The organism is Streptomyces sp. NPDC041135 (assembly GCF_055592085.1).
Genome location: NZ_JBVIYZ010000029.1, coordinates 1 through 14,644 on the forward strand (window position 1 = coordinate 1; position 14,644 = coordinate 14,644).

The window sequence follows — 14,644 nt, forward strand, 5'->3', positions numbered from 1 at the left end:
CACTCCACCACCAACCGCCGGTACTCCCCCGCCGGCAGATGCGCCTGACGCGCCGACCCCTCCGGATCCGCCGCCATCGCCTCCAGCACCGAGCGCAGCATCCCGGCGAGGCGGTCGGTGGCCTCCCTGCCCAGGGCTCGGGGCGAGGCCGTGAGGACCAGGTGGCCGATACGGGCGGAGACGCCGAGCGGGAACTCGGTCGGGCTGTCGTCGATGCTGGCCAGGTAGTCGACGCGGTCGCGGTCGACCTGGTCGAAGTCGTGGTAGCTGAAGCGCATGTCGATCAGACGCTCGCCGTCGGCGAGTTCCCGCTGGATGACGGGCATGGGGTACGCCCGGTGCGGCCAGAGGTCGATCTCACGGGCGTAGACCTGCGCCACCAGCTCGCGCCAGGTGCCGGCCGAGCGGTCGTGGGCGAAGGGCAGGGTGTTGAGGTGCATGCCGTACACCCGGTCCGCGCCGAGGACCTCGGGCCTGGCGTTGCAGACGAGGCCGGTGAAGAACCGCTCCTCCTCGGTGATCAGGCTCATCGTCTTGAGGTACGCCGCGTGCAGCACGCTCTTGAGCGACGCGCCCGCCTTCGCCGCCAGGGTGCGCAGCCGGTCCTCCAGGTCGTGGAAGGGGACGGGGACGCGGTAGGGCTGTCCGGTGTCCTGGGCGTCGCCGGTCCAGGGGGCCGGGACGGACAGCCGGGCGTGATGGGTGACGACGTCCTGCCAGTAGCCGCGCGCGTCCGGTGAGGCGAGCGTCGACAGTTCGGCCGCGACGAAGTCCGCGAAGCGGACGGCGGTTCCGTCCGGCGCGGCAGCGGTGGGCTCTCCGTCCCGGACCCGCCGGTACTCCTCCAGGACCTCCATCAGGAAGCAGTGGTGGCTCCAGCCGTCCAGGATCGCGTGGCACTCGGTGTTGGTCAGCCACCAGCTGCCGTCGCCGGCGAGGTGCGCGTGCAGCCGCAGCAGCGGTGCGGTGGCGAGGTCGAAGAGGTCGGCACGCTCGGCGGCCGTGAACTCCCGTAGCGACGCCCGCAGTTCCTCTTCGCCGAGGGCGCTGAGGTCACGTACCCCGAGGGACATCTCGGCGTGGGCGTGCACCAGTTGCAGCGGTACGGAGTAGGTGGTGAGGTCCACGGAGGTGCGCAGGACGTCGTGGCGCGCGACGACGGCGGCCACCGCCTCGCGCAGCGCCGCCTCGCTGAAGGGCTCGGCGTCGCGTATCCGGAACGAGGTGACGTTGTGGTACGGGTGTCTGCCGTCGTCGGTCAGCATCTCCACGACCATGCCGAGCTGGACCTGCGACAGCGGGTAGGCGTCCGCGAGGCCTTCCGGGAGCCGGTCCCGGTCCTCGTCCGCCAGCAGGGCGAACGGGCTCACCGTGGCGGGCCGGGCGGCCGGCGCGGGGCGGCCGGTGACGAGTTCGGCGATGCGGGCGACGGTGCGGTGCTCGAAGACGTCGCGTACGGCCAGGTCGTACCCGGCGGCGCGCAGCCGCCCGACGAGGGTGACCGCCCGGATGGAGTGCCCGCCGAGGTCGAAGAAGCCGTCCTCGACGCTCACCCGGTCGAGGCCGAGCACGTCCTGCCAGACCTCGGCGACGCGCTCCTCCACGACGGTGCGCGGGGCGACGTACGCGGTGGCGCCGACGGCGTCCTGACCGGGGGCGGGCAGGGCGCGCTTGTCGAGTTTTCCGTTGGTGGTCAGCGGCAGCCGGTCGAGGACGACGAAGGCCGCCGGGACCATGTACTCGGGCAGCGCGGCGGCGAGTGACGCGCGCAGCTGGGCCGGGGCGGGGGCACCGGCGGGGCCCGCGGTGACGTAGGCGACGAGCCGGGCGTCGCCGGGGGTGTCCTCGCGGACCAGGACGACCGCGTCGCGGACGGCCTCGTGGGCGGTGAGGGCGTTCTCGATCTCGCCGGGTTCGATGCGGAAGCCGCGGACCTTGACCTGGTCGTCGGCGCGGCCGAGGAACTCCAGCTGACCGTCGGGGAGCCGGCGGGCCAGGTCGCCGCTGCGGTAGAGGCGGGCGCCGGCCGGTCCGCTGGGATCGGGGACGAAGCGCTCCGCGGTCAGGTCGGGGCGGCCCAGGTAGCCGCGGGCGACACCAGGGCCGCCGACGTGGATCTCGCCGGGTACGCCGACGGGCACCAGCTCGCCGTTGCCGTCGAGGAGACGCACGGTCAGGTCGGCCAGCGGCCGCCCGATCGGGTTGCCGCGCCGCGGGTCGAGGTCCGCGGCGGTCAGCCGCCGGTAGGTGGTGTGCACGGTGGTCTCGGTGATCCCGTACATGTTCGCCAGGGCGGTGCGGTCCAGGCCGACGCGGTCCGCCCACGGACCGAGTTCGGAGACCTCCAGCTTCTCGCCGGCGAAAACCACGGCGCGCAGGGCGAGCCGGTCGATGCGCGGGTCGCCGTCGCGGGCGGCGGCGGTCAGCGCGCGGAAGGCGGACGGCGTCTGGTTGAGGACCGTCACTCCCTGCTCGACGAGCAGGTCGAGGAACTCCTCGGGGGAGCGGGTGACGGCGAAGGGCACGACGACGAGGCGTCCGCCGTGCAGCAGCGCGCCCCACATCTCCCAGACGGAGACGTCGAAGGCGTAGCTGTGGAACAGCGGCCACACGTCGGTCCGCGCGAAGGCGTAGTGCTCGTGGCCGCGCGCGAGGAGCCGCACCACGTTCTCGTGGGTGACGGCGACGCCCTTGGGGCGGCCCGTGGAGCCCGAGGTGTAGATGGTGTAGATCAGATTCTGGGGGCTGCCGGCCACGCCGGGGGCGCTGCCGGGCTGGGCGGCGAGGAGGGCGGCCGCGGTGTCCAGTTCGACCACCTCGCCCGCGTAGCGCCCGTCGAGGACGCCGGCCTGCGCCGCGGTGGTCAGCACGACGGGGGCGTTCGCGTCCTCGACGATGTACGCGAGCCGGTCGGCGGGGTTGGCCGGGTCCAGGGGCAGATAGGCGGCGCCGGACTTGAGCACGCCGAGGAGCGCGGGCATCAGGTCGATGCCGCGTTCCAGGCAGACGCCGACGAGGTCCTCGGGGCCGACGCCCTTGCCGCGCAACAGGTGCGCGATGCGGTTGGCGCGGGTGTCCAGCTCCGCGTAGGACAGTGCCCGGTCCTCGAAGACGACGGCCACGGCGTCCGGGGTGCGGGCCGCCTGCGCCTCGAAGATCTCGTGGACGCGGCGGGTGACCGGCTCCACGCGCTCGGGGGCGCCGGCGAGCAGGGCCCGCTCCTCGGCGCCGAGGATGCCGGCCGCGGAGAGGCGTACGGCCGGGTCGGCGGTGCCCGCCTCGAGGAGCCGCAGCAGGTGGTCCGCCATGCGCTCCACCGTCGCGCGGTCGAACAGGGCGGTGGCGTACTCGAGCCGGCCGGTGAGTGAGCCGTCGGCGTGCTCGGTCAGCTGCAGGTCGAGGTCGGTCTTGGCGACGTGGCCGGTGCCCAGGTACGGCTCCGCCGTGACGCCGGCCAGGTCGAAGGCGGCCGTCCGCTCACCGTGCATGGTGAACGCCACCTGGTAGAGCGGCGTACGGGACAGGTCGCGCTCCGGCTGGAGCCGGTCCACGAGCTGCGCGAAGGGGACGGCCTGGTGGTCGAAGGCGTCGAGGACGGTGGCGCGGGTGGCCGCGAGCAGGTCACCGAAGGACGATCCGTCGCTCCAGCGGCCGCGCAGCACCAGGCTGTTGATGCCGTAGCCGATCAGGCCCTGGAGTTCGGGCAGCGTGCGTTGCGAGCCGACGGTGCCCACGGCGACGTCCGTGCGGCCGGTGTAGCGGCCGATGAGGGCCTGGAAGGCGGCGAGCACCACCATGAAGGGGGTGGCCTCGTGGCGCCGGCCCGTCTCGCGGATGCTCGCGGTGAGCGGGGCGGGCAGGGTGAAGGCGACGCTGTCGCCCGCCGCGTCCCGTACGGCCGGACGCGGCCGGTCGGTGGGCAGCCGGAGCGTCTCGAGGCCGGCCAGGCGGGCCGTCCAGTGCTCGAGTTGGCGGGCCAGGGCGCCGCCGTCCAGCTCGGCGCGCTGCCAGGCGGCGTAGTCCGCGTACTGCACCGGCAGGGGTGACAGGGGGTTGCCGGCGCCGCTGGTGAAGGCTCCGTACAGGGCGGAGAGTTCCTGGCCGAGGACGCCGGTGGACCAGGCGTCGCAGGCGATGTGGTGGAAGACGACCGACAGCACGTGGTCGTCGGCGGCGCGCCGCAGCAGCCGGGCGCGTACGGGCCACTCGCCCGCCAGGTCGAAGGGCCGGCCCATGTCGTCCTCGACGGCCCGCAGCAGGCTCTCCTCGTCCGCCACCGCGGTGACGTCCAGCGAGGTGGGGCGCGGCGCGTCGATGACCTGGACGGGTTCGTCCCCGGCGAGGGCGTAGCGGGTGCGCAGGATCTCGTGGCGCTCCACAAGTGCCTGCCAGGCGCGGCCGAGCGCCGCAGGGTCCAGCGGGCCGCGCAGCCGCAGCACGAGCGGCACCACGTACTCGGTGCTGTCCGGCTCCAGCCGGTTCAGGAACCACATCTGCTGCTGTCCGTACGACAGCGGCAGCGGGGCCGTGCGGTCCGCGCGCGGCACCGTTGTGCGCCGGCCGGCGCCGCGCCCGCCCGCCATCCGGCGGCGCAGCAGTTCGTCGCGCAGTGCCGCGGTGTCCCGGACCGTCTGAGCCTTGTCCCCGGTCATGCGTCGTACCCCTTCACCAGCAGTTCGTCATGGACGAGTTCCGAGTCGGCGAGTGCGGCGATCTCCGCCTTGATGCGCTCCTCGACGGTGGCCGCGAGGCCTGCGACCGTGGGTTGCTCGAACACGGTCCGCACCGCGAGACCGATCTCGAACTCCTCCTGGATGCGGGAGATCAGCCGGATCGCGGAGATGGAATTGCCGCCCGAGTGGAAGAAGTTGTCGTGGGCCCCGGCCCGGGTGCCGAGCAGCTCGCTCCAGATCTCGGCGACGCGCTCCTCGACGGGGCCGCTCGGTGGCACCCGCCCGGCCGGCCCGTCGTCCGCGCCGGGGCCGGGCAGGGCACGCCGGTCGACCTTGCCGTTGGCGTTGAGGGGCAGTGCGTCGAGCCGGGTCCAGACGGTGGGCACCATGTAGTCCGGCAGCCGCCGGGCGCAGTGCGCGGTGAGGGTGCCGGCGAGGTCGCCGCCGCTCTCGGCGACGTAGTGGGCGACGAGCTGCCGCTCACCGTCGCCGAGCGGGTGGACGGTGACGAACGCCTCGCGCACGGCCGGGTGTGCGGCCAGGACCGCCTGCACCTCACCGGGTTCGACGCGGTAGCCGCGGATCTTGACCTGGTCGTCGAACCGGCCGAGGAACTCGACGTTGCCGTCCGTCCGCCGGCGTACCCGGTCGCCGGTGCGGTAGACGCGGGCGCCGGGCGCGCCGAACGGGTCGGGCAGGAAGCGTTCGGCGGTCAGGCCGGGGCGGCCGGCGTAGCCGCGGGCCACTCCCGTTCCGCCGACGTAGAGTTCGCCCGCGACCCCGGCGGGTACCGGCTGGAGCCGGTCGTCCAGGACGTACATCGCCATGTTGGGCAGTGGCCGGCCGATCGGGAGGACCCGCGTTCCGCTCTCGCCGCTCTCCCTGCTCTCCCCGGTCTCCTCCGGCACCTCGAAGACGCAGGTGCCGACGGAGGCCTCGGTCGGGCCGTACTCGTTGACCAGGCGGGTGCCGGGGGCCAGAGCCCGCCACCGCCGCAGGGTGGCCACCGAGAAGGCCTCCCCCGCCACGACGAGGACCGGGGCGAGGGCGCCGGCCTGGGCCGGGGTGAGCTGGAGGGCGAGCACGTCGAGGTGGCCGGGGGTGAGTTTGACGAAGCTGAACGGTTCAGCTCCGGCAAGATGCCTGCCCAGCTCGGAGAGGTCGGTGTCCTGCGGCAGCAGGAACAGCCGCTGCCCGGTCACCAGCGGCACCCACAGGTTCGGGACGACGAGGTCGAAGGCGACGGACGAGAACAGGGGCGCCCCGCCGTAGTCGCGCGGCGCCAGCTCGCGTGCCGCCCAGGCGACATGGTTGACGAGGCCGCGGTGGGTGACCTCGACGCCCTTGGGCGTCCCGGTGGAACCCGATGTGAAGATCACGTAGGCGAGCCGGTCGAGGTCGTCGGTGCGCGCGGGCCGGGTGGCCGGAGCGGCCGCGATCAGTGCCGAGTCGGTGTCGACGACGATGGCGCCGTCCCCGGCGGCCGCCGTGTGGGCGCTGGACGTGATCACGGTGTTCGCTCCGGCGCTGCGGCGCATGGCGGTGAGCCGCTCGGCGGGGCAGGAGGGGTCGACGGGCAGATAGGCGCCCCCGGCCTTCCACACCGCCAGCAGGGCCGTGACCAGCTCGGGTCCCCGGTCCAGGAGCACCGCGACCCGCGACTCGGCGCCGACGCCCCGCTCCCGCAGCAGATGCGCGAGGCGGTTGGCGCCGGCGTCCAGCTCACCGTAGGTGACGCTGCGCGAGCCGTGGGAGAGGGCGGTGACGTCCGGGTCGGCGGTGGCCCAGGCCTCCACGAGCGCGAGGACGGTCTCGGACTCGGCGCTGACCTCGGTGTCGTTCCACCCGGTGAGGAGCCGGCCGCGCTCCTCGGCCGACAGGAAGTCCACCTCGCCGAGCGGCAGGTCCGGTCGTTCGGCGACGCACCGGAGCAGGCTGGTGAAGTGTCCGGCGAGGCGCTCGGCGGTGGCGCGCTCGAAGAGGGCGGTGGCGTATTCGAGGACGCCGTCCAGGGCGCCGTCCGGGGTCTCGCGCATGAACAGGGAGAGGTCGGTCTTGGCGACCTGCCAGGCGGCGGTGAAGGCCGCCATGTCGTCGTCCTCGGTGGCGACGCTGGTGACGCCCTCGCTGTGCAGGTCGAAGGCGACCTGGTAGAGCGGGGTGCGGGACAGGTCGCGCTCGGGCTGGAGCTCGTCGACGAGCCGCTCGAAGGGCAGTTCCTGGTGGGCGAAGGCGGCGCGCGCCGCCTGTCCGACCCGGTCGAGGGCGGCGGCGAAGGTGAGGTCGGCGTCCAGTGCGCAGCGTACGACGAGGGAGTTGAGGAAGAAGCCGACGGTGTTCTCGGTCTCGGGGCGGCCGCGGCCGGCGACGGGGGTGCCCACCGGGATGTCCCAGCCGCCGCTGTAGCGGGCGATCAGGGTGGCGTACGCGGTGAGCAGTGTCATATAGGGCGTCGCACGGTGTGCCCTGCCCAACTCGGCCAGCCGGCGCGCGAGTTCCGGTTCCACGCGGAAGGGGACGACGGCGCCGCGCGGGTCGCGTTCGGCGGGGCGGGGGTGGTCCAGGGGCAGGTCGAGGGGTTCGATGCCGGCCAGCGCGGAACGCCAGTGGGCGAGTTCGCCGGCGACGAAGTCCTCGGTGTGCCGGGCGTGCTGCCAGGCGGCGTAGTCGGCGTACTGCACGGGGAGCGCCGGCAGCCGCGGCGCGCGGTCCGTCTCGAACGCGGCGCACAGTTCCCGCAGTTCGCGCTCGAGGACGACCGTGGACCAGCCGTCGACGGCAATGTGGTGCAGTGTCAGCAGCAACACGTGGTCGCCGCCGGTGCGAGCGAGCAGCGCCCGCCACAGCGGTCCCGCGGCGAGGTCGAACCCGCGCTCGAACTGCTCGCGGAACAGCTGTCCCAGTCGATCGCGGGAGGTGTCCTCGACGCGGAGTTCGACCGGTTGCGCGCCGGCCTCGCCGATCACCTGGCGGGGCTCGCCGGCCCGGTCCGGGTAGCGGGTGCGCAGCGCCTCGTGGCGGGCGGACAGCGCCTCCAGGGCGCGTCGTACGGTGTCGGCGCCGGTGGCCGCGGGCAGCCGCAGGAAGAGCGGGGCCACCCACTCGGGGCTGCCCGGGTGCATCCGGTCCAGGAACCAGAGGCGGCGCTGCCCGGACGACAGCGGCAGCTCACCGTCGCGCGGGACCGGCACGACCGGGCTCTCGTCGGCGGGAGGGGCCTCGATGAGCCCTGCCTGCGCCTCGACGGTGGTGGCCCGCAGCAGTCCGCGCAGCGGGATCGGCGCGCCGGACGCGGCGCGCAGCCGGGCGGCGAGGCGAGTGAGCTGCAGGGAGGAGCCGCCGAGGCCGAAGAAGTCGTCCAGCGCCCCGACCCGGTTCAGCCCCAGCAGGTCGGCCCAGGTGTCCGCGACGAGCTGTTCGGCCGCGGTGCGCGGGGCGACGAAGGACGGCTGGTCGGCCGCGGCGATGTCGCCGGGGGTGGGCAGTGCGGCCCGGTCGGCCTTGCCGTTGGGGGTGAGTGGGAAGGCGTCCAGGGTGTGGAAGAACGACGGGATGTGACTCTCGGGAAGCCGCTCGCGCAGGAGGGCGCGCAGCGCGTCGGGCGACGGACCCGCGGCCGCGTCTCCGGTCACAGTGAGGTGGGCGGCGAGCCGCCTGCTGCCGCCTCCCGCCTCGTACGGCTGGACGACGGCACCGGTGACGCCGGGATGGGCGGTGAGCGCCGCCTCGACCTCGGCCGGCTCGATGCGGACGCCGTTGACCTTGACCTGTTGGTCGAGGCGGCCCAGGTAGTCGAGGGTGCGGTCGGTACGCCAGCGCACCAGGTCACCGGTGCGGTACAGGCGGGAGCCGGGTTCGCTCGCGTACGGGTCGGGCACGAAGCGTTCCGCGGTCAGGTCGGGCCGGGCCAGGTAGCCGCGGGCCACGCCGGTCCCGCCCGCGTACAGCTCACCCGGGGTGCCGACCGGGACCGGGTCGCCGTGGGGGTCCAGCACCAGGACACGCGTCCCGGGCAGCGGGCGGCCGATCGGTACCGCGCCGCTGGTCTGCGCCGGATCGACGGCCTGGGCGGTGATGTCGATGGAGCACTCGGTGGGCCCGTAGGTGTTCCACACCTCGATCGCGGGACCGGCCTTCTCGCGCAGCCGGGTGACGAGTTCGGCGTGCAGGGCCTCACCGGCGGAGAACAGCAGCCGCAGCGACCCGCAGCCGCTCCAGTCACCGTCCTCGACGAGGATGCGCAGGACGGACGGGACCACCTGGAGGACGGTGACCCGGTGGCCGGCCACCGCGCGGAGCAGGGCCGCCGGGTCCCGCTCGGCCCCGTGCGGGGCGAGGACCACGCCGGCGCCGGCGACCAGCGGCGCGAAGATCTCCCAGCCGGCCGCGTCGAAGCCGATGGACGTCTTCTGCAGGATGCGGTCGGCGGGGCCGAGTCCGTGCGTGCGCACGGTCCAGCCGACGCGGTTGGCGATGCCCGCGTGGGTGATGACGACGCACTTGGGCGTGCCGGTGGAGCCGGAGGTGAAGACGGCGTACGCCGCGCCGTCCGGGTCCGCGCCGCCCGCGGGGGCGGTGTCCGGCAGGCCGGCGGGCACCTCGTCGGGCCCCGCCCGGCGGGCGCCCGCGTCGCGTACGGCGCCTTCCAGCCCCGCTGGGGCCAGGACGATCCGGGCGCCCGAGGCACGGACCAGACCGGTCAGCCTGGCCGGTGGCTGGGCCGGGTCGAGCGGCAGGTAGGCGGCGCCCGCCTTCCACACTCCGAGCAGCGCGACGACCAGGTCGGCGCCGCGTTCCAGGCCGACCCCGACGACCGAATCGGGCCCGGCCCCCAGCCCCCGCAGGAAGTGCCCCATGCGGTTGGCCGCCCGGTCGAGTTCCGCGTACGTCACGGTGCGGGCGCCGTCGATGACGGCGACCGCGTGCGGCGTGCGCAGGACCTGTGCGGCGAACCTCTCGGGCAGAAGGAGGGTGCCTCCGGCCGCCGACGGCCGGGGACGGATGTCGGGGACGTCACCCGACCGCTGTTCGGCGTTCACGAGATCTCCTGTTCCGGATCGCGAAAGAGAGAAGGTGCCAACGAGGGGCGGGGCGGTCGCCGGGTCAGGCCGCGCCGGCCTCCATGCGCTCGCGCAGGCTGCGCGGGCGCATGTCCGTCCAGACCTCGGCGATCCGGGCGAGGCACTGCTCGCGGGTGCCCTCGGTGCCCTCGGCGCTCCACCCGGCGGGCAGGTCGCGCTCGGTCCACCAGATCGAGTACTGGTCCTCGTCGTTGCGGACGACGCGGTAGGTGCGGTCGTCGGTCGGCTCGGTCGCCATGTCTGCTCCTTGGAGGGTGGTGGTGCCCACGCCGGGCGGCGGTGGGTGGTGGGGTGGTGCGGGCGGTGCCGGACGCGCACGGGCGTGCGCGTGCCTCAGGCGGCGGGCGGGGGCAGGAAGCCGTCGACCCGTGTCCCCAGGCCGCCGGCGGCCGCCGCATCGCGCACGAAGGCGGCGAGGGCCATGTCGAGCACACCGAGGCCGAACGGCGAGAACACCGTCGTGCGGCCCGGGACGCGGACGAACTCCCGCTCACCGGTGAGCAGCTCGCCGATCGAGGCGTCGATGAAGTCGCGGTTGCCGGTGAGTTGCTCGGCCAGGTGCGGCGAGGTGTGCTCGCGGCACACGTGGTCGGCGTCGTCGACGATGTTGTGGGTGTCCAGCAGTGCCTCGGGGTGCAGGTCGCGCAGTGAGACGTGCAGCACCAGGGAGCCCGGCCGCACCGCGTCGAGGCCGGTGTGCGGTACGCCCGCCGTGGTCGCGAAGGAGACCAGCGGCTGCGCGGCGAGGGCCTCGTCGAGCGAGTCGGCGCACGCGACCGCCGGCCCGGACGCGTCGGCGGCGAGCCGCCCGGCGAACTCCTCAGCGCGGGAGCGGGCCCGGTCGTACAGCGTGACCTCGGTCAGCTCCGGAAGCACCGCCCGCAGATGGCGCAGGATCTCCTCGTTGACGACGCCGCAGCCGATCAGTGCGACACCGGTCGGGCGTGCGCCGCGGGTCAGCAGCTCGGCGGCGAGCGCGGCACTGGCAGCGGTACGCCGGGCGGAGATCACCGAGCCCTCGATCAGCGCCTCGGGGTGGCCGGTGGCGAGCGAGTTGAGCAGGATCGCGGCGCTGGCCCGCCGCAGTCCCGACTCGGTGTTCGCCGGGAACGACGAGATCCACTTCAGGCCGGCCACCGGGCGGTCGCCGCCGCGGTAGGCGGGCAGGCCGATGATGCGGTCACGGTCGTGTCCGGGGAAACGCAGGAAGACGGAGTGGGGGACCGCGGTCCGCCCGGCGGCATGCAGCCGGTAGGCCTCGGCGACGGTGCGGACGTTGTCCGCCTCGCGGCCGTCGAGGATGCTCTCGACGTCGGCATGCCGTATGACGATCATGGGGAATTCAGTCCTTCCAGAGATGGGAGACCTCACCGAAATTCCGGCGCACCCATTCGTCGGAATAGATGGTGTCGAGATAGCGGTCGCCGCCGTCCGGGAAGATGAGTACGCAATTCGATCCGTCCGGGATGTGCTCGGCGTATTTGCGCAGCGCCGCGACCGTCGCCCCGGACGAGCCGCCGGCCAGGATCGCCTCGCGGGCTACGAGTCTGCGGCAGGCGGCGACGCATTCGAGGTCGGAGATGTGGACGACCTCGTCGGCGGCCTGCGGGTCCATCAGTGCCGGCACCACGGAGGCGCCGTGCCCGGGAATGAGCCGTGCCGTCGATTCCAGTCCGAAGATCGCGCTGCCCAGGGCGTCGACGGCGACGACCGTGGTGCCGAGGCCTTCGGCGTGGATGTGGTCGGCGCAGCCCTTGAGCGTGCCGAAGGTCGAGACGGAGGCGAAGAGATAGTCGACCCGGCCGTCCAGGGCGCCGGCTATCTCCCGCATGGTGACCTCGTGGGCGCGCGGATTGAGGGGGTTGGCGTACTGGTTGGGCCAGAAGGCGTTGGCTGTTCCGGCGACCAGCTCGCGCACCCTGCGCAGGCGGGCGGGCAGGTACTCGCCGGTGGCCGTGTCGCGTTCGGTGACGATCTCGACCTCGGCGCCGAAGGCGTTGAGGACGGCCAGGTTCTGACTGGTGGTCTTGCTGTCGACCACACAGATGAAGCGCAGTCCGAACGAGCGGCAGATCTGCGCGAGACCGACGGCGAGGTTGCCGGAACTGGACTCGACGACGACCGACTCGCCCGGCCGCAGTTCGCCGCTGCGCACCGCGTCGACGAGCATGCTCAGCGCCGACCGGTCCTTGACGCTGCCGCCCGGGTTGAATCGCTCGACCTTGGCGTAGATCTTGGACCCGAAGCCGGGCAGCAGGTTTTCCAGGTGAACCAGCGGAGTGTTCCCGATGGTCGCCAGAATTCCTGAGTACGGTTTCTCGGGCACGGCTGTCCCTTCGTGGCAGGCACTGTCGAAAACCTCTGACCTGACATTCGAATTCTGTGCGGGACCGCTATACCTCCCCTATACGGCCGGGGTCCCGCATCCGCGGGCGGGCACGCGCGAGGGAGCCGGGGTGCGCCGTCGCGGCGTACCCCGGCTCCCTCGTGCTCGCCGTCAGCGGATGCGGGACCCGGGTCCCGCGGGTACCTGCCCGGACGCCGCCAGGTGCGGCGGGGTGACCGCCACCGGGTCCGCCGGCGCGGGGGCGGGCGTGTCGTCGCTGCCCTCCAGGCCGACACCGGGCAGCCATCGCAGGGCGCGCGGCATCTTCCAGGTGGCCTCGCCGAACATCGTCAGCGCGGCCGGCAGCAGCACTCCGCGCACGACCGTGGCGTCGATGAGGACGGCAGTGGCGAGTCCCACGCCCACCATCTTGAAGTCGATGGCGGAGAGGGTGGCGAAGACCGAGAACACCGCGACCATCACGGCGGCGGCGCTGGTGACGACGCCCGCGCTCCTGGTGATGCCCTGCACGACGGCCTGCTCGGTGGACAGGCCGCGGCCCCGGTACTCACGGACCCGGCTGAGGATGAACACGTGGTAGTCCATGCTCAGCCCGAACAGGGTGACGAACATGAACAGGGGCAGCCAGCTGACCACCGCGCCGTAGGAGCGGAAGCCGAGGAGCGAGGACAGGTGTCCGTCCTGGAAGACCAGGGTCAGGACGCCGTAGGCCGCACCGATCGACAGCAGGTTCAGCACGATCGACACGACCGGGATCACCAGCGATCGGAAGGCGGCCGCGAGGAGCACGAAGGCGAGGACGATCACGAAGCCGAGGACCCACGGGGCACTGCCGTCCAGCGCCGCGTTGAAGTCCTCCTGCTTGGCGGTGTCGCCGGCGACGGCGAACTCCAGACCGTCGACCTTGCCGAGCGAGGCAGGCAGTGCCGTGTCGCGCAGTTCCCTCAAGGCGGCCGCGGACTCGGCGTCCTTGCCGTCACCGGCCAGTGGCACCCGTACCACCATGAGTCTGCCGCCGGGGATCAGGTTGGCCTCGACGGGCTCCTTCAGCCGGCCGCCGCTGTCGGCGACCTGCTCCTTGAGCGCGCCGATCGCGGACCTGACGGCGGGCCCGTCCAGATCCGTGCCGCGCACCACGATCTCGGCCGGCTGTGTGTCCACCGGGAACGCCTTCTCGACCCTCTCCAGGGCCTGCAGGGCCGGTACGTCGGTGGGCAGCCGGTGCTTGAGGTCCGGGTCGGAGAGCTTCAGGCCGAGCGCGGGCACGGCGAGCAGGGCCAGGGCCAGCGCGCCGACGGCCGCCCAGACGACGGGAGCCTTGACCACCTGGCGCACGATCGAGCCCCACACCCGGGAGTCCTTGACCGTGGTGCGGCGGGCGCCGAGCCACGGCACCTTCCAGCGGTCGACGCGTTCGCCGAGCCAGGACAGCATGGCGGGCAGCGCGGTGATCGCCCCGAGCATGGCGATGCCGACGACCGCGATGGTGCCGACGGTCATGCCGGTGAACGTCTCGATGCCGGTGAAGAACAGTCCGGCGAGCGCGACCATGACGGTGAGCCCGGAGACCACGACCGCCTTGCCGGAGGTGCGGCCCGCGATGACGAGGGCGGTGTCGCTGTCGTGTCCGGCGGCGCGCTCCTCACGGGCCCGGCGCAGGTAGAACAGCGAGTAGTCGACGCCCACGGCCATGCCGATCAGGAGCACCACCGAGGGCGTGGAGTCCCCGATCGCGATCCATTTGCCGAAGAACGTCAGGACACCCATGGCCGCGACGACGGAGACCAGCGAGATCAGCACCGGCAGGCCGGCCGAGACGAGCGAGCCGAAGACGACGGCGAGGATCAGCACGGTGAGCGGGACGGACAGCAACTCGGCGCGGCGGAAGTCGTCGTCCTGGATCGAGTCGATCGCCTGGCTGACGCTGACCTTGCCGGTCTGTGTGATGGCGACCCCCGGGTGCGTCTTCGCCTGTGCGGTGACGGCCTTCTCCACCGGCTCCATCGAGTAGCCGGTCACGGAGAACCGCACGAGCAGCGAACGCCCGTCCGCGGACACCAGCTTCCGCGCGGCGTCGGCGTCGTCGGTCGGCGTGACGACGTCGGAGGCCCACAGGGCGCCGGTCTCGTCCTTGCCGAGCGCACGCAGCGCCCGCGCGACGTCCGCGGCGGCCCGGCGCATCTCGGGGTTGCCGGGGTAGGCGGGGTCGCCCGCCCTGGCCTCGATCAGCACGTTCTCCTGCGGCGGCGAGAACACGGCCGCGTCGTCCAGCATCCTCTGGGCACGGCCCGTCTCACCCGGCGCGTGCTCGTCGAGGCTGGTGGAACCCAGGCCGGCGCCGATCGCGATGACGAGGACGACCAGACCCAGCCAGCCGAGGGCTGCCCGTTTCCGGTTCCGGACACTCCAGTGGGTGATCCGTTCGACCAACGGCCGTCGGCCGGCCCCGGCTGCCTGATTCATGATGGTGACCTCATCGATAGGGGTGGTGGGTGCACGCTGGCAGCGCCTTCTCATAAGCGGCCTATATTCCGAGGCCGCGG

Annotated in this window: 6 protein-coding genes; all 6 read right to left on the reverse strand. The window is 73.2% G+C overall.

Annotated features, from left to right (window positions below; translation table 11 throughout):
* A partial coding sequence (locus tag ACZ6CZ_RS33485) for an amino acid adenylation domain-containing protein (protein WP_469028891.1) occupies positions 1-4,652 on the reverse strand: 4,652 nt, incomplete at its 3' end.
* Entirely contained in the window at positions 4,649-9,712 is a 5,064-nt protein-coding gene (locus ACZ6CZ_RS33490) for an amino acid adenylation domain-containing protein (protein ID WP_469028893.1), read from the reverse strand. The genes ACZ6CZ_RS33490 and ACZ6CZ_RS33485, both read right to left, overlap by 4 nt.
* A 64-nt stretch (positions 9,713-9,776) precedes the next feature.
* The gene (locus tag ACZ6CZ_RS33495) at positions 9,777-9,992 is read right to left on the reverse strand and encodes an MbtH family protein (RefSeq protein ID WP_469028895.1); all 216 of its coding nucleotides are present in this window, start codon (positions 9,990-9,992) and stop codon (positions 9,777-9,779) included.
* A 95-nt stretch (positions 9,993-10,087) separates the two neighbouring features.
* Positions 10,088-11,089 carry a 2,3-diaminopropionate biosynthesis protein SbnB gene (gene sbnB, locus ACZ6CZ_RS33500; RefSeq protein ID WP_469028897.1) on the reverse strand — a complete coding sequence of 334 codons (1,002 nt, stop codon included), beginning with the start codon at positions 11,087-11,089 and terminating at the stop codon, positions 10,088-10,090.
* 7 nt (positions 11,090-11,096) lie between these two features.
* Positions 11,097-12,080 carry a 2,3-diaminopropionate biosynthesis protein SbnA gene (gene sbnA / locus ACZ6CZ_RS33505; protein WP_469028900.1) on the reverse strand — a complete coding sequence of 328 codons (984 nt, stop codon included), beginning with the start codon at positions 12,078-12,080 and terminating at the stop codon, positions 11,097-11,099.
* A 171-nt stretch (positions 12,081-12,251) separates the two neighbouring features.
* Complete coding sequence (locus ACZ6CZ_RS33510) at positions 12,252-14,564, reverse strand: MMPL family transporter (protein ID WP_469028902.1); 2,313 nt, start codon at positions 14,562-14,564, stop codon at positions 12,252-12,254.
* Between the last annotated feature and the right edge of the window lie 80 nt (positions 14,565-14,644).